Origin of the sequence: Mycobacterium sp. ACS4331, from assembly GCF_001667265.1 — a bacterium.
Lineage (GTDB): Bacteria > Actinomycetota > Actinomycetes > Mycobacteriales > Mycobacteriaceae > Mycobacterium.
In genome coordinates, this window is the sequence record NZ_LZHW01000043.1 from 26000 (window position 1) to 43858 (window position 17859).

Here is a 17859-nt window from a genome sequence, read left to right on the forward strand (position 1 = left end):
CAGGTTAGGTGGTACCGCGGGCACCGGGCAACGACAGCGCACCCGCAGCACCGATTGATTTCACATTCCCGCTGGTCACGCGCGCGCGACAGGTGGATCGCCGGTGGGTAACGGTCCGACGCGCGAGAGCGGATTTTCTTGACAACCACAGTTGTCAGACTTATGTTCGAGCTGCCCGGCCACCGAGCAGGAGGACCGATGACCACCACTGCGTCACACGTCGACGATGCCGACCCGGCGAACCCACTGGGACCCGATTCGCTGACGTGGAAATACTTCGGAGATCTGCGCACCGGGATGCTGGGAGTGTGGATCGGCTCGATCCAGAACATGTATCCCCAACTGGGGGCGGGCGTCGAGGACCACTCGATCCTCAAGCGCGAGCCGCTGCAGCGCGTCGCCCGGTCGGTCTACCCGATCATGGGGGTGGTCTACGACGGGGACCGAGCGGCGCAGACCGGCGCACAGGTGCGCGGTTTCCACAACACCATCAAAGGCACCGACGCGAAGGGCCGGCACTATCACGCGTTGAACCCGGAGACCTTCTACTGGGCGCATGCGACATTCTTCATGCTGATCATCAAGACCGCCGAGTACTTCTGCGGTGGTCTGACCGAGGCCGAGAAGCGGCAGTTGTTCGACGAGCACGTGCAGTGGTACCGGATGTACGGGATGAGCATGCGCCCGGTGCCCGAAACCTGGGAGGACTTCCAGGACTACTGGGACCGCAAGTGCCGCGAGGAGCTGGAGATCAACCAGGCCACACTGGACATCTTCGAGATGAAGATCCCCAAGCCGAAATTCGTGCTCATGCCGACGCCGGTGTGGGAGCAGATGTTTCGGCCCATGGTGGCGGCGCAACGGTGGATCGCCGCGGGTGTGTTCGACCCCGTCGTCCGTGAGCGTGCCGGCATGCGCTGGACGCCCGGCGACGAGGTACTGCTTCGGCTGTTCGGCAAGGCCGTTTCGATGGCGTTCACGGCGGTGCCCGACGAGGTCCGCCTGCACCCCCGCGCGCTGGCCGCCTACCGCCGCGCGGAGGGTCGACTGCCCGCCGACGCACCGCTGGTCGAGGCGCCGTTCTTCATGGACCCACCTCGGGATCGCCGGGGCCTGCCGATGCACTACGTGCCGCGGCGCCGGTCCCCGTTCCGACCGCCGATCCCGGCACCGCCGAGCCCGAAGGCGCTCGCGGAGCGCGCCGGTTCCCTTGTGCACAGCACGTTCTCACTCGCGGGCCTGCGCCCCGCGAGGGCCCGCGGACGCGCCGCGTAGTCTGCTGTCCATGATCGAGTGGTCCGAAACCGACCTTGCCGTCCGCGACGCCGTCCGCCAGTTCATCGACAAGGAGATCCGCCCGCATCTCGACGAACTCGAGAGCGGCGACATGGAGCCCTATCCCCTGATCCGGAAGCTGTTCGCGACATTCGGGATCGACGCGATGGCCAAGGAGTCGCTGGACAAGCGGCTGGCCAAGCTCCGCGCCGGGGGCGAATCGAAGTCCCGCGGCGGAGGCGGGATGTTCGGCAACTCCTCGGGCGGTATGGGCTTCGTCGTGATCAGCGAACTGTGCCGGGTCTCGATGGGCCTGGTGACCGGCATGGGCGTGAGCCTGGGCCTGACCGTGCCCACGATCCAGAGTCGCGGCACCCTGGCCCAGCAGGAGCGATGGCTGCCCGGCCTGGTCACCTACGAGAAGATCGGCGCGTGGGCCATCACCGAACCCGACTCCGGTTCGGATGCCTTCGGCGGGATGAAATCCTATGTGACACGTGCCGCCGACGGTTCAGGCGACTACATCCTCAACGGCCAGAAGACGTTCATCACCAACGGACCCGACGCCGACGTCGTGGTGGTCTACGCCAAGCTCCAGGAGGACGGGGCGGGCGACTCCCCCGCGGACAAGCGCAACCGCAAGGTGCTGACCTTCGTGCTGGACCGCGGCATGGAAGGCTTCGTGCAGTCGAAACCGTTCCGCAAGATGGGGATTCACTCATCGCGCACCGGCGAGCTGTTCTTCAACAACGTCCGGCTGGGCCGCGATCGCCTGCTCGGTGAGACCGAGGACAACAGTGCGGGCGACGGCCGCGAAAGCGCGCGCTCCAGCTTCTCGACCGAGCGGATCGGCGTGGCCGCCATGGCGCTCGGCGTGATCGAGGAGTGCCTGCGGCTGTCGGTGGACTACGCCAAGAGCCGCACGCTGTGGGGCAAGGAGATCGCGCAGTTCCAGCTGATCCAGCTGAAGCTGGCCAACATGGAGGTGGCTCGGATGAACGTGCGGAACATGCTGTTCCGCGTCATCGAGTCCCAGCAGACCGGCGTCCCGATCTCCCTGGCCGAGGCGTCGGCGATCAAGTACTACTGCTCCCAGGCCGCGACCGACGTCGCGATGGACGCCGTGCAGCTGTTCGGCGGCAACGGCTACATGACCGAGTACCGCGTCGAGCAGTTGGCCCGCGACGCCAAGTCGCTGATGATCTACGCCGGCAGCAACGAGGTGCAGATCACCCACGTGGCACGCGGCCTGCTCTCGGACTGAGGAGCTGCGCGCGCCGGGAGACTCAGCGCCCGGCGCGGGCGCTCTGATACAGGCAGATGGCGGCCGCGGCAGCCACATTGAGGCTTTCGGCGTCACCGGGCATCTCGATGCGGACCCGGTGATCGGCCGCGGCGGCGATCTCGGCGGGCAGGCCGTGCGCCTCGGGGCCGAACAGCCACGCGGTCGGCCCGCTCAGGTCGGCGTCACCCAGTTCGGTCTCACCGTCCAACGTCGTGGCCAACACCTGCAGCCCCGCGCGCTTGAGCGCGGCGAGGACGGCCTCGGTGTCGGGTTCGACCACGACGGGTACGGCGAAGATGCTGCCGGTCGAGGACCGCAGGCACTTGCCGTTGTAGGGGTCCACGCTGTGGCCGGAGAGCACCACACCGGCCGCCCCCATCGCGTGCGCGAGCCTGATCAGGGTGCCCGCATTGCCGGGTTCGGACATTCCGACGGCGACCGCGACCAGTTGGGCGTCGGCCAGGACGGTCGACAACGCGGGCTCAGGGGTCTCGCACACCGCGACCAGGCCCGTGGGAGTCACGGTGTCGGACAGCGCTTTCGCGGCCCGCTCGGTGATCGTGTGCACGCGTTGTCCGACCAGAAGATCCGCGTGCCGCTCGGCTGCGGCCTCGGTGGCGAACACCTCCACCACCACGCCCGCGCGCACCGCGGCTTCGACGAGATTGGGTCCCTCGGCCAGGAAGCGCCCGGCACGACGACGGCCCGCGAGCCGCAGCAGCTTGGCTGCCGCGACCACGCGGGCCGATCGTTCAGTGAGCGCGCTCAGGCGGCCTCTCCGGCAGGAGCGTTGACATCCTCCGGCAGGGCGGCCTTGGCCACCTCGACCAGTGCGGTGAACGCGGCGGCGTCGCTGACCGCGATCTCGGCGAGGTTCTTGCGGTCCACCTCGACACCAGCGAGCTTGAGGCCCTGGATCAGGCGGTTGTAGGTGATGTCGTTGGCGCGGGCCGCGGCGTTGATACGCGAGATCCACAGCTTGCGGAACTCACCCTTGCGGGCCCGGCGGTCCCGGTAGGCGTAGGTCAACGAATGCAGCTGCTGCTCTTTGGCCTTGCGGTAGAGCCGCGAACGCTGGCCGCGGTAGCCCTTCGATGCCTTCAGTACTGTGCGGCGCTTCTTCTGGGCGTTGACTGCCCGTTTCACGCGTGCCATGGAGTGTTCCTATCGTCGGTCAGAGAAAGTCGAGATTGTCGGGCTGTTCGGCGGTCAGCCGTTCAGCATCGCGTTGACGCGCTTGGTGTCGTTGGCCGACACGACTGCGCGGCCGTCGAGACGACGCGTGCGCTTGGTGGCCTTGTGCTCGAGCAGGTGCCGGCGGTTGGCCTTCTGGCGCACGATCTTGCCGGTTCCGGTGCGACGGAACCGCTTCGATGCACCGCTGTGGGTCTTGGCCTTGGGCATGGGTCCTCAGTTCTGTGGTTGCTCTGGTGTGTCGGTGGGCTGCGTGTCCGCTCCGCCTGCCGCGCCTGGGCGCGGGGTCGGTGCGTCGGCGTCGTGCGCGGCCTTGGCGCGAGTCTTCGCGCCGCGGTGCGGTGCCAGCACCATCGTCATGTTGCGGCCGTCCTGCTTGGCGGACGTCTCGATGAAGCCGTACTCGGCCACATCGGCGCCCAGACGCTGCAGGAGTCGGAAGCCCAGTTCGGGTCGCGACTGCTCGCGACCGCGGAACATGATCGTCACCTTGACCTTGGACCCCGCCTCGAGGAAGCGGATGACGTGACCCTTCTTGGTCTCGTAATCGTGGGGGTCGATCTTGGGACGCAGCTTCTGTTCCTTGACGACGGTCTGCTGCTGGTTCTTGCGAGACTCGCGCGCCTTCTGTGCCGTCTCATACTTGAACTTGCCGTAGTCCATGATCTTGCACACCGGCGGCTTGGCGTCGGGTGCAACTTCGACAAGATCGAGATCGGCATCCGCGGCGACGCGGAGTGCATCTTCGATGCGCACGATGCCTACCTGCTCACCCCCCGGTCCGATCAGTCGGACTTCAGGTACACGAATGCGCTCGTTGACGCGGGTCTCAGTGCTGATGGGGCCTCCCTGGTTCATTCACTTCAGGAGTCCCGCCGCCACCCCTTGCCACCAGGCGTTATCAGCAAAAAACCCTGCCGAAGCAGGGCCCAGATGCCGACCGATCACAGCAGACGCTGCCTGTTGCGGGGCGTGCCCGCGACAGAACCGACATCATCGATGTCGGTGACCGGACCGCTGTACCCGTAAGGTCAGCGGTGGGAGTGGGACTCCACTTGTCGTGTCCCCGGTTTTCACCCGGGACGGTCGCGCATGGAAGTCTAGCAGGCATGACCGATGATTCCAGAATCGCGCCCGAAGCGTCCGGCGAGGCAGATCCGTCCCAGGCCCCGGTCCGGGAGCTCGCCGAGATTCCCGCGGTCGAAGTCATCACCCGCTCGGCGGTGATGCTGATGAGCGCCGCCGCCGAGAAGATCGGCCTCTCGCACGACGACCCCGAGGCCAGTCCGCACCGCGATCTCGACGAGGCGCGCCGCCTGATCACCGCACTCGCCGGGTTGGTGACGGCCTCGGCGGAGTATCTCGGCCCGCACGCGGGCCCGGTCCGTGACGGCCTGCGCAGCCTGCAGTTGGCCTTCCGCGAGGCCAGCGCCGCGCCTGAGGAACCCGGCAAGGGACCGGGCGAGAAGTACACCGGCCCGGTCTGGTAGCCGCGTCCGACGCCCCATAGGCCGCCACTGCGAATATCGTTGCGGCCTATGACTGTCACCGCGCGTCCTGTGACACAGGCCGCCTCGCGATTCCACTGGGTGCCCGCTGCCGCCGGTTGGACGGTGGGCGTCATCGCGACGCTCTCCCTGATCGCCAGTGTGTCGTCGTCCGTGCGGTGGCTCATCCGCATCCCGCGAGAGTTCGTCAACGACTACCTGTTCAACTTCCCGGACACGAGCTTCGCGTGGGCTTTCGTGCTGGTCCTGCTGGCCGCGGCACTGGCCGCCCGCAAGCGGATCGCCTGGTGGATTCTGCTGCTGTACATGGTGGCGGCCATCGTCGTGAACGTCGGCGACCTGCTCACCGGCGACGAGTCGTTCCTCTCTGAGATCGGCGAGGTCATCGGCCTCGTGGTGCACGTCGCCGCGATCGTGCTGCTGCTGCTGGCCCGCAATGAGTTCTGGGCCCGGGTACGCCGCGGCGCACTGCTCAAGGCGGCAGCGGTGCTGCTCACCGGGATGGCCATCGGCATCCTCGTCGGCTGGGGCCTGCTGGAGCTGTTCCCCGGCAGCCTCGAACGCGGTGAGCGGTTGGGATACGCGGCCAACCGGGTGTTCTTCTTCGCCGGCGTCGACGCCGACCTGTTCAACGGTCACCACCCGCACGTGTTCGTCAATGCGATGCTCGGCCTGTTCGGCGCGCTCGCACTGATGGCCGCGGCCATCGTGCTGTTCCAGTCCCAGCGCGCCGACAACGCCCTGACCAGTGACGACGAAACAGCGATCCGTCGGCTGCTCGACACCTACGGCAAGAACGACTCGCTGGGATATTTCGCGACTCGCCGGGACAAGTCGGTGGTCTTCGCCCCCGACGGGCGCGCCGCGGTCACCTATCGAGTCGAGGTCGGAGTCTGTCTGGCCAGTGGCGACCCGATCGGCGACCCGCGGGCATGGCCGCAGGCGATCGCGGCCTGGCTTCGGCTGTGCCAGACCTACGGGTGGGCGCCGGGTGTCATGGGCGCCAGTTCCGCTGCGGCACAGGCCTTCCGCAATGCGGGGCTGTCGGCGTTGGAGCTGGGCGACGAGGCCATCCTGCATCCGGATGTCTTCAAACTCTCCGGCCCCGACATGAAACCCGTGCGGCAGGCCGTCACCCGTGCTCGTCGCGCCGGGCTCACGGTGCGCATCCGTCGGCACCGGGAGCTGTCGGCCGAGGAGATGAGTCAGGTCATCACGCGCGCCGACGCCTGGCGCGACACCGAGACGGAGCGCGGATTCTCGATGGCGCTCGGCCGGCTCGGAGACCCCGCCGACGGTGACTGCCTTCTGGTCGAGGCCGTCCGCGGGGACGGGGAGGTCGGCGGGGAGGTGGTCGCCATGCTGTCGCTGGTGCCGTGGGGCACCAATGGGGTGTCGCTGGACCTGATGCGCCGCTCCCCCGGGTCACCGAACGGCACCATCGAACTGATGGTCAGCGAGCTGTGCCTGCAGGGCGAGAATCTCGGCGTCAGCCGAATCTCGTTGAACTTCGCGATGTTCCGCTCGGCGTTCGAGGAGGGCGCCCAACTGGGCGCGGGGCCGGTCGCCCGGCTGTGGCGCGGCCTTTTGGTCTTCTTCTCACGCTGGTGGCAGCTTGAGACGCTCTACCGGTCGAACATGAAGTACCTGCCGGAGTGGGTGCCGCGTTACGCGTGCTACGAGGACGCCCGACTGGTCCCCCGCGTCGGGGTGGCCTCGGTGATCGCCGAGGGATTCCTGGTGCTGCCGTTCGGTAAGCGCACTCGCCAGCACACCGGCCACCACACGTCGGCGCCGGAGTCGCTGGTCCACCCCGCCACGCCGGCGCCCGAGCCCGTGACCGAGGAGCTCGGGGGGCGCCTGCCCGAGCAGGTGCGGGTCCGGATGGACAAACTCAGAACACTGCAGGCTGCGGGGGTCGACGCCTACCCCGTCGGCGCCGCGCCCAGCCACATGATCGCCGAAGCCCTCGACGAGGACGACGGCGCCGAGGTGACGGTCTCGGGACGGATCCTGCGGCTGCGCGACTACGGCGGAGTGCTCTTCGCCTCGCTGCGGGACTGGTCCGGCGACGTTCAGCTGCTGCTGGACAGTTCGGTGATGGACTCCGAGTCCGGGACCGCGGCCTTCACGGCGGCGATCGATCTCGGCGATCTGGTGGAGGTCAGCGGCACGATGGGCGCCAGCCGGTCGGGCACCCGCTCGGTGCTGGTGCGGCGGTGGCGGCTGACCGGAAAATGCCTGCGGCCCCTGCCGGACAAATGGAAGGGGCTCACCGACTCCGAGGCCCGCGTGCGGACACGCTACGTCGACCTCGCGATCAACACCGAGTCCCGCGACCTGATCAGGGCGCGCAGTCAGGTGTTGCACGCGATCCGGGAGACGTTGTTCGACAAGGGATTCCTCGAGGTCGAGACGCCCATCCTCCAGCAGATCCACGGCGGCGCGAACGCACGGCCGTTCGTCACCCACATCAACGCCTACGACTTGGACCTGTACCTGCGCATCGCGCCGGAGCTGTATCTCAAGAGGCTGTGCGTCGGCGGTGTGGAAAGGGTCTTCGAACTCGGCCGCGCGTTCCGCAACGAGGGGGTGGACTTCAGCCACAACCCCGAGTTCACGCTGCTGGAGGCGTATCAGGCGCACGCCGACTACCTGGTGTGGATCGACGGCTGCCGCGAGTTGATCCAGAACGCCGCGCTGGCCGCCAACGGCGCGCACGTGGTGATGCGTCCCCGCGACGACGGCACCCTGGAACCGGTCGACATCTCGGGCCAGTGGCAGGTCAAGACCGTGCACGACGCGGTGTCGGAGGCGCTGGGCGAGGCCGTCGGCGTCGACACCGACCTCGCGACCTTGCGCCGGCTCTGCGATCGGGCCCAGATCCCCTACCAGACCCATTGGGACGAAGGGGCCGTCGTGCTCGAGATGTATGAGCACCTCGTCGAGGACCGCACCGAGGCACCGACGTTCTACACCGACTTCCCCACCTCGGTCTCGCCGCTGACGCGTCCGCACCGGTCTCGTCCCGGGGTCGCCGAGCGGTGGGATCTCGTGGCCTGGGGCGTCGAGTTGGGCACGGCCTACAGCGAACTGACCGATCCGGTCGAACAGCGTCGACGTCTGCAGGCGCAGTCGCTGCTGGCGGCCGACGGCGACCCCGAGGCCATGGAACTCGATGAGGATTTCCTGCAGGCCATGGAGTACGCGATGCCTCCGACGGGTGGTCTCGGAATGGGCGTGGACCGCGTCGTCATGATGATCACCGGTCGCAGCATCCGCGAGACCCTGCCGTTCCCGTTGGCCAAACCGCGTTAGCTGACAGTCGGCGGCCAAGGCCTGCAGGCACTTCACAGCCGGCGGTAAGCATCGGGGTCCACGATGGTTGTCGTGACACCGTTGCAGCATCACATCTCCCTGATGCACGGCTGGGTGCCGTTCACCGTCCAAGCGTTGACCGTGGCGGTTCTGCTGGCGGCCATCGGGTGGCGCAGCCGCAGATGGCGCGTGCTGTGCGTGCCCGCGGCGGCGCTGGCGGGGGTGGGTGCCGCGGTGTGGTCGCACTGGCGTATCGCCTCCGATGGGCTGGCCAGTGACCCCGCACCGCACCGCCTGTGGGTGTGGATCGCCGTGAGCGCGGCGGCCGTCGTCCTGCTGGTGCTGGGCTGGCACCGTGCGCCGTGGTGGCGCCGCGGGGCGGCGTTGCTGTCGGTGCCGCTGTGTCTGCTCAGCACCGCCCTGGCTCTCAACTTCTGGGTGGGCTACTTCCCCACCGTGCAGAACGCGTGGAATCAGTTGACCGCCGGTCCGCTGCCCGACCAGACGGACCAGGCCGCAATCGCGGCGACCGCCGAGCAGTCACAGCAGCGTCACACGTTGCCGGCGAGGGGCAGCGTGGTCCCCGTGAGCATCCCCTCGACCGCGTCGGGGTTCAAGCATCGGGGTGAACTCGTGTACCTGCCGCCCGCGTGGTTCGCGAGCACACCGCCGCCGAAGCTTCCGACCGTGATGATGATCGGCGGCGAGTTCAACACTCCGGCGGACTGGTTGCGCGCGGGCGGTGCGATCTCCACGATCGATTCGTTCGCCGCCGCGCACGGCGGCAACGCGCCGGTGTTCGTCTTCGTCGACTCCGGAGGGGCGTTCAACAACGACACCGAATGCGTCAACGGACCACGCGGCAACGCCGCCGATCACCTCACGAAAGACGTTGCACCGTTTGTGGAGTCCAGGTTCGGCGTCAGCGCGGACCGGGCGAACTGGGGTGTCGTCGGATGGTCCATGGGCGGCACCTGTGCGGTGGATCTGGCCACGATGCACCCCGACATGTTCAGTTCGTTCGTCGACATCGCCGGTGACCTCGCGCCGAACTCCGGCACCAAAGCGCAGACCATTCAGCGGCTCTTCGGCGGCGATGCGGCCGCGTGGACCACCTACGACCCCACCTCCGTCATCACCAGACACGGCCGCTACCAGGCGGTCTCCGGGTGGTTCGCGATCTCGGGCAACCCGCAGCCACCCCGCAGCGGCGCGGGCGCTCCCGTGGCCGAGGACGCCGTCGGACTCGGGGGCCGCGACGCCACGGGCAACCCCGGCGATCAGACCACGGCCGCCCAATCACTGTGTGCGCTGGGCAGTGCCAACGGCATCACGTGCGCGGTGGTGGCCCAGCCCGGCAAACACGACTGGCCGTTCGCCTCCCGGGTGTTCACCGCGGCGCTGCCGTGGCTCGCCAGCGCGATCGACACGCCCGGCGTCCCGGCTGTCGCGCTGCCCGGACACACCGCCACATCAGCGCCGCCGGCCACCGAGACCGTCGCCGACCAGCAGCCACTCGCCGCCGGGGGCAGATGACCGGAGCCGGGGGCTGGTCGGCGCTACTGTTGAACCATGCCCGATGAGGAGCCCACACCGCGGGACGCGCCGGACACCTTTCAGACCGCCGAGGATCCGGCCGCGGCACCGACTCCGGCCGCCGTGCCGGATCCCGGCTACACCGACCGCGGCGTCCCCACCTTCGAATCGGTCCGAGAGAAGATCGAGACCCGCTACGGCACGTCCATCGGGGCACACGAGTTGGCCTCTGAGACGCCCGAGGCGCGACGGGTCGAGGAGCAGTACGAAGCCCGCCAGAAGGCGGCAGCCGAGCGCCTTGAGCAGATTCGGAAGTCGATGACGGAGAACGACTCCGACGAGGGACGCTCCTGAGCGGTGCGCACCTTCTCACCCGAGCAGCGACGCGCTCGACTGGCGCACCGCCACTTCCTGACGGGTGACCTCACGCCCGGAGTCACGGATCTCACGCGGTCACTGGTGGGGCTGCACGCCACCGACCCGGCCACGCCCTACCTGTCGTTGTGGGCTCGGGTGCCGGAGTTCCGCGTCGAGCATCTGGACACCGAACTCTGCGATCGGCGGTCCGTGGTCAAACACCTCGCGATGCGGCGAACACTGTGGGTGCTGCCCGCCGACCTGCTGGGCGTGGTGCAGTCGGCGGCCAGCGACCGTGTCGCCGACAACGAACGGCGCAGACTGATCGCCGACGTCGAGAAGGCCGGCGTCGCCGACGACGGCGCGGCCTGGCTGGAGACCGCGAGGCTGGCCGTGCACCGGCACCTCGGCGTGCACGGGCAGGCGAGCAGCACCGAGTTGCGTGCCGCGCTGCCGGAGTTGGCCGGCACCTATGACCCCGCACCCGGTAAGCGGTGGGGTGGTCAAACACATCTGGCGCCAAGGATTCTCACGTTCCTGTCCGCGAACGGCGAGCTGATGCGGGGCCCGAATGACAGCACCTGGACCAACTCCCGTCCCCGATGGGTCACGTCCGACGCCTGGCTGGGTCGGGCCGCCGAACCGGCCGATCACGACGCGGCGCGCAATGACCTGGTGCGGCGCTGGCTGCACGCGTTCGGTCCCGCCACCGAAGCAGACGTCAAGTGGTGGTTCGGCACAACGCTGACGGCCACCCGCCAGGCCCTCGCCGCGCTCGAGGCCGTCGAGGTCGACCTGCACGGCGCCCCCGGATATGTGCTGCCCGGCGACCTCGAGGACGATCCCATGCCACAGCCGTGGGCCGCGCTGCTTCCCGGGCTGGATGTGACGGCCATGGGCTGGGCGCAGCGGGATTGGTACCTGGGAGAACACAAGCCGCACGTGTTCGACCGCAACGGCAACGCCGGACCGACTGCGTGGTGGAACGGCCGCATCGTTGGCGGCTGGCATCAGGACAAGGACGCACGCGTCGAGGTGACGCTGGTCGAGGACGTCGGACGGGAGGGCCGTGACGCGTTGTCCCGCAAGGCCGATGAGCTGACCGCCTGGCTGGACGGCACTCGGATCAGCCCGCGGTTCCCGTCGCCGCTGTCGACGTCTGCCCGGTGACCCGCTCTCGGCGGGAGAGCACCAGCGGTGCACCGTCGGTGATCGCGATGGTGTGTTCGCTGTGGGCGGTGCGGGATCCGTCCGCCGAGCGGATGGTCCACCCGTCGGGGTCGTAGACGATTCTGTCGGTGCCCGCGGCGAACCACGGTTCCAGCGCCAGCGTCAGGCCCGGCTGCAGTCGCAGCCCCCGCCCCGCGCGCCCGGCGTTCGGGACGTGCGGATCCTCGTGCATGGTGCGCCCGAGCCCATGACCGCCGAAGTCGGTGTTGACCCGGTAGCCGTAGTCGGCGGCAACGGCACCGATCGCGGCGGAGATGTCGCCCAGCCGATTTCCCGGCAGTGCCGCCGAGATGCCTGCGGCCAGGGCCTCCTCGGTGGCCTTGATCAGGCGCTGATCCTGGGGCCGCGGGGTGCCGACGATGATGCTGCGGGCGCTGTCTGCCACCCAGCCGTCGATGGACACCGCGATGTCCATGCTCAGCAGGTCCCCGTCGAGCAGGACGTAGTCATGCGGAAGTCCGTGCAGCACCGCATCGTTGACCGACAGACAGATGACGTTGCGGAACGGCCCGCGCCCGAAGGACGGCGCGTAGTCCCAGTAGCAGGATTCTGCGCCGCGCGCTGCGATCAGGTCCCTGGCCCGATGCTCGAGGTCGAGCAGGTTGACGCCGGGACGGGCGCGCTGCGCGAGATCGTCCAGCAGTTCAGCGATGAAGCTTCCGGTGACGTCCATCGCCGCGATCTCGCGGGGTGTCTTCAGTTCCACCACCGGGGTGGCCTCCTCTGCGGTCAAGAGCGGTATGAAAATACCAGCCTAACCGAAGGCGTCGGTATTTTCATACCGGGTCGGATAGGCTGACCCCATGGTGCGTCTCCCCCTGACCGCAGAACAGCTCGCCGCCGGTAAGCGCATCGGCAAGCAGTTGCGCGATGCGCGGGGCGGGCGCACGCTCGCCGACGTGGCCGAGGCGGCCGGCATCTCCCCGGAGACGCTGCGCAAGATCGAGACGGGCCGGTTGGCTACCCCGTCGTTCACGGCGGTCGCGGCCCTGGCGCGCGTGCTGAGCCTGTCCCTCGACGAACTCGCCGAGATCTGCCTCGAGCACGAGGACCTTCAGCAGACCGGCTGAGGCCCTACGCGCTGACCTTGCGTTTGCGGGCGGCCTTCTTGGGTGCGGGCGGCGCGGGTTTGGCCGCCAGCACCTCGGTGAGGAACTTTCCGGTGTAGCTCTCCGGCACGGCGGCGACGTCTTCCGGTGTGCCCTCCGCGACGACGGTGCCGCCACCGGCTCCGCCCTCCGGGCCCATGTCGATGATCCAGTCCGACGTCTTGATCACATCCAGGTTGTGTTCGATCACGATGACCGAATTGCCTTTGTCGACAAGGCCGTTGATGACCTTGAGCAGCTTGCGGATGTCCTCGAAGTGCAGGCCGGTGGTCGGTTCGTCGAGGATGTAGACCGTCCGCCCGGTGGACCGCTTCTGCAGTTCGGCCGCCAGTTTCACGCGCTGTGCCTCACCGCCGGAGAGCGTCGGCGCGGGCTGGCCCAGGCGGACGTAGCCGAGACCGACGTCGACCAGGGTCTTGAGGTAGCGGTGGATGCCGGTGATGGGCGCGAAGAACTCGGCGGCCTCCTCGATCGACATGTCGAGGACCTCGGAGATGGTCTTGCCCTTGTAGTGCACCTCGAGGGTCTCGCGGTTGTAGCGCGCACCGTGGCACACCTCGCAGGGCACGTACACGTCGGGCAGGAAGTTCATCTCGATCTTGATGGTGCCGTCACCCGAGCAGGCCTCGCAGCGGCCGCCCTTGACGTTGAACGAGAACCGGCCCGGCTGGTAACCGCGCACCTTGGCCTCGGTGGTGGCCGCGAACAGCGTCCGGATCTTGTCGAAGACGCCGGTGTAGGTGGCCGGGTTGGACCGGGGTGTGCGCCCGATCGGCGACTGGTCGACGCGCACGAGCTTGTCGAGGTTGTCCAGGCCGTTGATCCGGGTGTGCCGGCCGGGAACCTGCCGGGCACCGTTGAGCTTGTTGGCCAGCACCGTCGCCAGGATGTCGTTGACCAGCGTCGACTTGCCGGAACCGGAGACGCCGGTGACCGACGTCAGCACCCCGAGCGGGAACGACACGTCGATGTCTTTGAGGTTGTGCTCGCGGGCGCCGACGACCGTCAGCTGCCGACGCCTGTCGACCGGGCGGCGGATCTCAGGAACCGCGATGCTCTCCCGGCCCGACAGGTAGGCGCCCGTGATCGACGCCGGGTTCTTCAGCAGGTCCGCGTAGGGACCGCTGTGCACGACGGTGCCGCCGTGTTCACCGGCCGCCGGCCCGATGTCGACCACCCAGTCCGAGTGCGCGATGGTGTCCTCGTCGTGCTCGACGACGATCAGCGTGTTGCCCAGATCCCGCAGCCGCGTGAGAGTCTCGATCAGCCGGCGGTTGTCCCGCTGGTGCAGACCGATCGACGGTTCGTCGAGCACGTAGAGCACCCCGACGAGGCCGGACCCGATCTGGGTGGCCAACCGGATGCGCTGGGCCTCCCCGCCCGAGAGGGTGCCCGCCGCACGCTCGAGCGACAGGTACTCCAGGCCGACGTCGAGCAGGAACCCGAGCCGGGACTGCACCTCCTTGAGCACCTGCCCCGCGATGGCCTGCTCGCGCGGGCCCAGCGTCAGTGCGTTCAGGAAGTCCGAGCAGTCCGCGATCGAGAGCGCACAGACTTCGGCGATGGACTTCGCGCCCCGGTCCCCCGCCGCCAGCGTGACCGCGAGGATCTCGGGCTTGAGCCGCGTGCCGTTGCACTCCGGGCACGGGATGTCCCGCATGAAGCCCTCCAGCCGCTCCTTCATCTGCTCGGAGTCGGTCTGTTCCATGCGGCGCTGCAGGTAGGCCATGACGCCCTCGAAGTCGGCGTAGTACGACCTGGTACGCCCGTACCGGTTTTTATACCGGACATGAACCTGGTGGTCAGAGCCCTCGAGGATGGCCTTACGCGCCTTGGCCGGCAGCTTCCTCCACGGGGTGTCGACGTCGAAGCCCATGGCCTCGCCCAGGCCCGCCATCATGCGTGTGAAGTACTCGGCACTCTGCCCGATCGACCAGGGCGCGATGGCCCCCTCGGCCAGGGTCATGTCCGGATCGGGCACCACGAGTTCGGGGTCGACCTCCTTGCGGATGCCGAGGCCGATGCACTCCGGGCACGCGCCGTAGGGCGAGTTGAAGGAGAAGGACCGGGGTTCAAGATCGTCGACCGCCAGCGGGTGGGCGTTGGGGCACGCGAGCTTCTCGGAGAACCGCTGTTCGCGGTGCGGGTGGTCATCCTCGCGATCGACGAACTCCAGCACCACGATGCCGTCGGCGAGGCCCAGCGCCGTTTCGACCGAATCGGTGAGGCGCTGCTTGGCCGACGCCTTGACCGTCAGGCGGTCGACCACGACCTCGATGTCGTGCTTCTCCTGCTTCTTCAGCTTCGGCGGGTCGGACAGCGAATGCACCACACCGTCGACGCGCACACGGCTGTAACCCTGGCTGTTGAGCTTGTCGAACAGGTCGACGAACTCACCCTTGCGGGTGCGGACCACGGGCGCCAGCACCTGGAAACGCAGGCCCTCATCCATGGCCAGGACCTGGTCGACGATCTGCTGAGGCGTCTGCCGGGCGATCTTCTCACCACAGACCGGACAGTGCGGCGTGCCCGCGCGCGCATACAGCAGACGCAGGTAGTCATACACCTCGGTGATGGTGCCGACCGTGGACCGCGGGTTGCGGTTGGTGGACTTCTGGTCGATCGACACCGCCGGGGACAGGCCCTCGATGAAGTCGACGTCCGGCTTGTCCATCTGGCCGAGGAACTGACGCGCGTAGGCCGACAGCGACTCGACGTAGCGGCGCTGCCCCTCGGCGAAGATCGTGTCGAACGCCAGCGACGACTTGCCCGAACCCGACAGGCCGGTGAAGACGATCAGGGCATCACGAGGCAGGTCAAGATCGACGCTGCGCAGATTGTGTTCGCGCGCGCCCTTGACTATGAGGCGGTCAGCCACCCGGACCCTTTCTCAGTACTTCCCCGACGGACATGCTCGCCGGTATCCCCGACCCTCGTCCATGCTAGGTGCCCCTACCGACAAGCCTTCAGGGGCCAGTAGCGTGATTTCCATGACCACCATCGCGGACACCTACACCGGTCACGTCGAATCAGGCACCGGGGCCCGCCGGGACCTGCCCGGCGCGAGCATCCTGAAGGTCTCGGTCGGCCCCATGGACAACAACGCGTACCTGATCACGTGTTCCGCGACGGGCAAGACACTGCTGATCGACGCCGCCAACGACGCCGACACCCTGCTGGAGGTCATCCGCGAGCATGCCCCCGACGTGGCCCTGATCGTGACCAGCCACCAACACTTCGATCACTGGCAGGCGCTCGAGGCGGTGGCCGCCGCGACGGGCGCCCCCACCGCGGCGCACGAACTCGACGCCGAACCGCTGCCGGTGACCCCCGACCGGATCCTGGCCGACGGCGACACCGTCACGGTCGGCGACCTCACGTTCTCAGTCATCCACCTTCGGGGCCACACCCCAGGGTCGGTCGCCCTGGCACTGTCCGGCGACGCCACCGGCGGGGTCACCCACCTGTTCACCGGTGACTGCCTGTTCCCGGGCGGGGTCGGCAAGACCTGGCAGCCCGGCGACTTCGAGCGACTGCTCGACGACGTCAGCACCAAGGTGTTCGACGTCTACGACGACGACACGGTGATCTATCCCGGCCACGGCGACGACACCACGCTGGGTGCCGAGCGGCCTCATCTCGCGGAGTGGCGCCAGCGCGGTTGGTGAGTCAGGGCTTCCCGCCGGACACCCCGCCGCCGGACACGTCGGCGTCGCTGGGCGCGTATTCGGCGCTCGCCCAGATCACCGTTGATGGGTTGGCCTTCTCGCCCTTTTCCAACGAGTCGATGTGCGACAGCGGATCCGCGATCACGTCCCTCGTCCCGAAGAACGGCAGCACGACCGGCGCGTCCAGGAATGGGCTGTCGATCACGTGAAGCACGCGCAGGACGGGATGGTCGGACACCAGGTCGTGGACGATGCCCGTGGAGGCGATCTGCGTGTCTGAGCACAGGACGTGGGTGCCGGGCATCCACTCATGGGACTGTCTCGAATTGAGTTGGAACTGCATCGAATCGTAGGTGTACGAGTACTGCGGGTCGTAGCACGTCGTCGTGTCCTCAACGGCGCGCTGTGTCACCAGCACGCCATATACAGACAACCTCGCAAGCCGGTCGACCCGCGTATCGATGTCGACGATCGCCTGATACACCTCGGTGCCACCGGGAGCGAGGAATGTGCCGAGCGAGGCGAAGTTCTCGGCGTAGAGGAGCCGGGATTCGGCGAACCCACTGGGCTGCAGGCGGAAGTCAACGCCCGCAAAGCCCACGAACGGATTCACACCCGCGGCCACCGCGTCCCGAGTGGGCTCCCGCGCGGGCGTGTCCCGCGGGAACGACACGACCCCCATGACACCACCGCGCATGTCGGCCTGCACCGTGCCGCGGTTGTGCAGGGTGACCTTCGCGAGAGCGTGGACGATGGGCCCGCTGGAGCCCATCGGTGTCAACTCGGCCTGCACATTGACCAGCGGCCGTGAACTCCGGGGCAGGTAGTCCGTCTGCATCCAGAACTGGGCAAGACCAACAAGCGGGAACAGCGCCGCCACCAACGCCGCACCCTTGGTGACCGCACTGCCCGCGTGGCGACCCAGGTGACACACCCAGAGCACCGCGATCGCGCCGGCGGCCAGCGCCACCCCTGTGACGCCCAGCAGTTGGCTCACCGGGCTGCGATGGTCAACCAACCACACGTAACCCGCCAACGTGATGATGAACAGCTGACTCACCAGCGTCACGATCAGTGCGCTGGTGGAGCGCCGCAGGATCGCCACCAGCGCGAGCGCGCACGTGATGCCGATTCCGAACAGCAGCACTGTGCCGATCAGATCCCACACCTCGGTGGTCAACGTCGCATTCTCGATTGCGAGCCAGAGCACCACGGCCGTGCACAGGCCGACCCAGACGATGAGCAACCCCCGCAGTGGGCGGCTCAGATCACCGATACCGAACTCCGTGTCGGCCACCGTCTCGCGACTGGGCGGGCTCTCGACAGAACCATTGCCCGCGCCGACCTCAAGTTTGACCTGCATGTCGGCACGTTAAATC

16 protein-coding genes are annotated in these 17859 nt (G+C 68.0%); 9 read left to right on the top strand and 7 right to left on the bottom strand.

Translation table 11 applies throughout. The features are described from left to right. The first annotated feature begins 198 nt into the window (after nucleotides 1–198). Together A5727_RS10780 and A5727_RS10785 are read left to right on the top strand one after the other, a co-directional pair. Nucleotides 199–1275, top strand: a complete 1077-nt coding sequence (locus A5727_RS10780; protein ID WP_068248808.1) for an oxygenase MpaB family protein — start codon at nucleotides 199–201, stop codon at nucleotides 1273–1275. A 10-nt stretch (nucleotides 1276–1285) separates the two neighbouring features. Further along, nucleotides 1286–2539, top strand: coding sequence for an acyl-CoA dehydrogenase family protein (locus A5727_RS10785; protein WP_068248745.1), 1254 nt, complete (start codon nucleotides 1286–1288; stop codon nucleotides 2537–2539). A gap of 22 nt (nucleotides 2540–2561) precedes the next feature. Here the strand turns inward: A5727_RS10785 and A5727_RS10790 are convergent, their stop codons facing one another. Genes A5727_RS10790 through infC form a run of 4 tightly spaced genes read right to left on the bottom strand, consistent with a single transcriptional unit; the run spans nucleotide 2562 to nucleotide 4594 of the window. Beyond that, a complete protein-coding gene (locus tag A5727_RS10790) occupies nucleotides 2562–3329 on the bottom strand; it encodes a TrmH family RNA methyltransferase (protein ID WP_231992031.1) in 768 nt (255 codons plus the stop codon). Continuing rightward, a complete protein-coding gene (rplT, locus tag A5727_RS10795; protein ID WP_068248749.1) occupies nucleotides 3326–3715 on the bottom strand; it encodes a 50S ribosomal protein L20 in 390 nt (129 codons plus the stop codon). Before rplT ends, A5727_RS10790 begins: the two co-directional genes overlap by 4 nt. Nucleotides 3716–3769: 54 nt before the next feature. Continuing rightward, complete coding sequence (rpmI, locus tag A5727_RS10800; protein ID WP_068248751.1) at nucleotides 3770–3964, bottom strand: 50S ribosomal protein L35; 195 nt, start codon at nucleotides 3962–3964, stop codon at nucleotides 3770–3772. 6 nt (nucleotides 3965–3970) lie between these two features. Then, the gene (gene infC, locus A5727_RS10805; protein WP_197507642.1) at nucleotides 3971–4594 is read right to left on the bottom strand and encodes a translation initiation factor IF-3; all 624 of its coding nucleotides are present in this window, start codon (nucleotides 4592–4594) and stop codon (nucleotides 3971–3973) included. A gap of 269 nt (nucleotides 4595–4863) precedes the next feature. On the opposite strand from infC, the gene A5727_RS10810 reads away from it, so the two are divergent. The 5 genes from A5727_RS10810 to A5727_RS10830 all read left to right on the top strand — a co-directional run bounded on the left by A5727_RS10810 (nucleotide 4864) and on the right by A5727_RS10830 (nucleotide 11643). Next, complete coding sequence (locus A5727_RS10810) at nucleotides 4864–5244, top strand: DUF1844 domain-containing protein (RefSeq protein ID WP_068248755.1); 381 nt, start codon at nucleotides 4864–4866, stop codon at nucleotides 5242–5244. A 48-nt stretch (nucleotides 5245–5292) separates the two neighbouring features. After that, nucleotides 5293–8580: a bifunctional lysylphosphatidylglycerol synthetase/lysine--tRNA ligase LysX gene (gene lysX / locus A5727_RS10815; protein ID WP_068248757.1), complete on the top strand. Its 3288-nt coding sequence runs from the start codon at nucleotides 5293–5295 to the stop codon at nucleotides 8578–8580. Between the two features lie 63 nt (nucleotides 8581–8643). After that, nucleotides 8644–10116, top strand: coding sequence for an alpha/beta hydrolase (locus tag A5727_RS10820; RefSeq protein ID WP_197507639.1), 1473 nt, complete (start codon nucleotides 8644–8646; stop codon nucleotides 10114–10116). 36 nt (nucleotides 10117–10152) lie between these two features. Next, nucleotides 10153–10470 carry a hypothetical protein gene (locus tag A5727_RS10825; RefSeq protein WP_068248759.1) on the top strand — a complete coding sequence of 106 codons (318 nt, stop codon included), beginning with the start codon at nucleotides 10153–10155 and terminating at the stop codon, nucleotides 10468–10470. A gap of 3 nt (nucleotides 10471–10473) precedes the next feature. After that, a complete protein-coding gene (locus A5727_RS10830; protein ID WP_068248761.1) occupies nucleotides 10474–11643 on the top strand; it encodes a winged helix DNA-binding domain-containing protein in 1170 nt (389 codons plus the stop codon). On the opposite strand, the gene map is transcribed toward A5727_RS10830, so the two are convergent. Then, nucleotides 11600–12412, bottom strand: a complete 813-nt coding sequence (map, locus tag A5727_RS10835) for a type I methionyl aminopeptidase (protein WP_068248812.1) — start codon at nucleotides 12410–12412, stop codon at nucleotides 11600–11602. The genes A5727_RS10830 and map overlap by 44 nt on opposite strands. Before the next feature lie 94 nt (nucleotides 12413–12506). Here map and A5727_RS10840 point away from each other — a divergent pair, with 94 nt between their 5' ends. Then, entirely contained in the window at nucleotides 12507–12773 is a 267-nt protein-coding gene (locus A5727_RS10840; RefSeq protein ID WP_068248763.1) for a helix-turn-helix domain-containing protein, read from the top strand. Nucleotides 12774–12777: 4 nt separating this feature from the next. Here A5727_RS10840 and uvrA read toward each other — a convergent pair whose 3' ends face one another. Next, nucleotides 12778–15690, bottom strand: coding sequence for an excinuclease ABC subunit UvrA (uvrA, locus tag A5727_RS10845; protein WP_068248765.1), 2913 nt, complete (start codon nucleotides 15688–15690; stop codon nucleotides 12778–12780). A 112-nt stretch (nucleotides 15691–15802) separates the two neighbouring features. On the opposite strand from uvrA, the gene A5727_RS10850 reads away from it, so the two are divergent. Continuing rightward, on the top strand, nucleotides 15803–16480 hold the full coding sequence (locus A5727_RS10850; RefSeq protein ID WP_068248767.1) for an MBL fold metallo-hydrolase: 678 nt from the start codon (nucleotides 15803–15805) through the stop codon (nucleotides 16478–16480). Nucleotide 16481: 1 nt separating this feature from the next. On the opposite strand, the gene A5727_RS10855 is transcribed toward A5727_RS10850, so the two are convergent. Further along, nucleotides 16482–17843 carry a hypothetical protein gene (locus A5727_RS10855; RefSeq protein WP_068248769.1) on the bottom strand — a complete coding sequence of 454 codons (1362 nt, stop codon included), beginning with the start codon at nucleotides 17841–17843 and terminating at the stop codon, nucleotides 16482–16484. Nucleotides 17844–17859 lie beyond the last annotated feature (16 nt).

Bases quoted from the DNA above. Each gene is read 5' to 3' on its own strand.
- A5727_RS10780 (WP_068248808.1), top strand. From the start codon at position 199: ATGACCACCACTGCGTCACACGTCGACGATGCCGACCCGGCGAACCCA.
- A5727_RS10785 (WP_068248745.1), top strand. From the start codon at position 1,286: ATGATCGAGTGGTCCGAAACCGACCTTGCCGTCCGCGACGCCGTCCGC.
- rplT (WP_068248749.1), bottom strand. From the start codon at position 3,715: ATGGCACGCGTGAAACGGGCAGTCAACGCCCAGAAGAAGCGCCGCACA.
- rpmI (WP_068248751.1), bottom strand. From the start codon at position 3,964: ATGCCCAAGGCCAAGACCCACAGCGGTGCATCGAAGCGGTTCCGTCGC.
- A5727_RS10810 (WP_068248755.1), top strand. From the start codon at position 4,864: ATGACCGATGATTCCAGAATCGCGCCCGAAGCGTCCGGCGAGGCAGAT.
- lysX (WP_068248757.1), top strand. From the start codon at position 5,293: ATGACTGTCACCGCGCGTCCTGTGACACAGGCCGCCTCGCGATTCCAC.
- A5727_RS10820 (WP_197507639.1), top strand. From the start codon at position 8,644: ATGGTTGTCGTGACACCGTTGCAGCATCACATCTCCCTGATGCACGGC.
- A5727_RS10825 (WP_068248759.1), top strand. From the start codon at position 10,153: ATGCCCGATGAGGAGCCCACACCGCGGGACGCGCCGGACACCTTTCAG.
- A5727_RS10840 (WP_068248763.1), top strand. From the start codon at position 12,507: ATGGTGCGTCTCCCCCTGACCGCAGAACAGCTCGCCGCCGGTAAGCGC.
- A5727_RS10850 (WP_068248767.1), top strand. From the start codon at position 15,803: ATGACCACCATCGCGGACACCTACACCGGTCACGTCGAATCAGGCACC.
- A5727_RS10855 (WP_068248769.1), bottom strand. From the start codon at position 17,843: ATGCAGGTCAAACTTGAGGTCGGCGCGGGCAATGGTTCTGTCGAGAGC.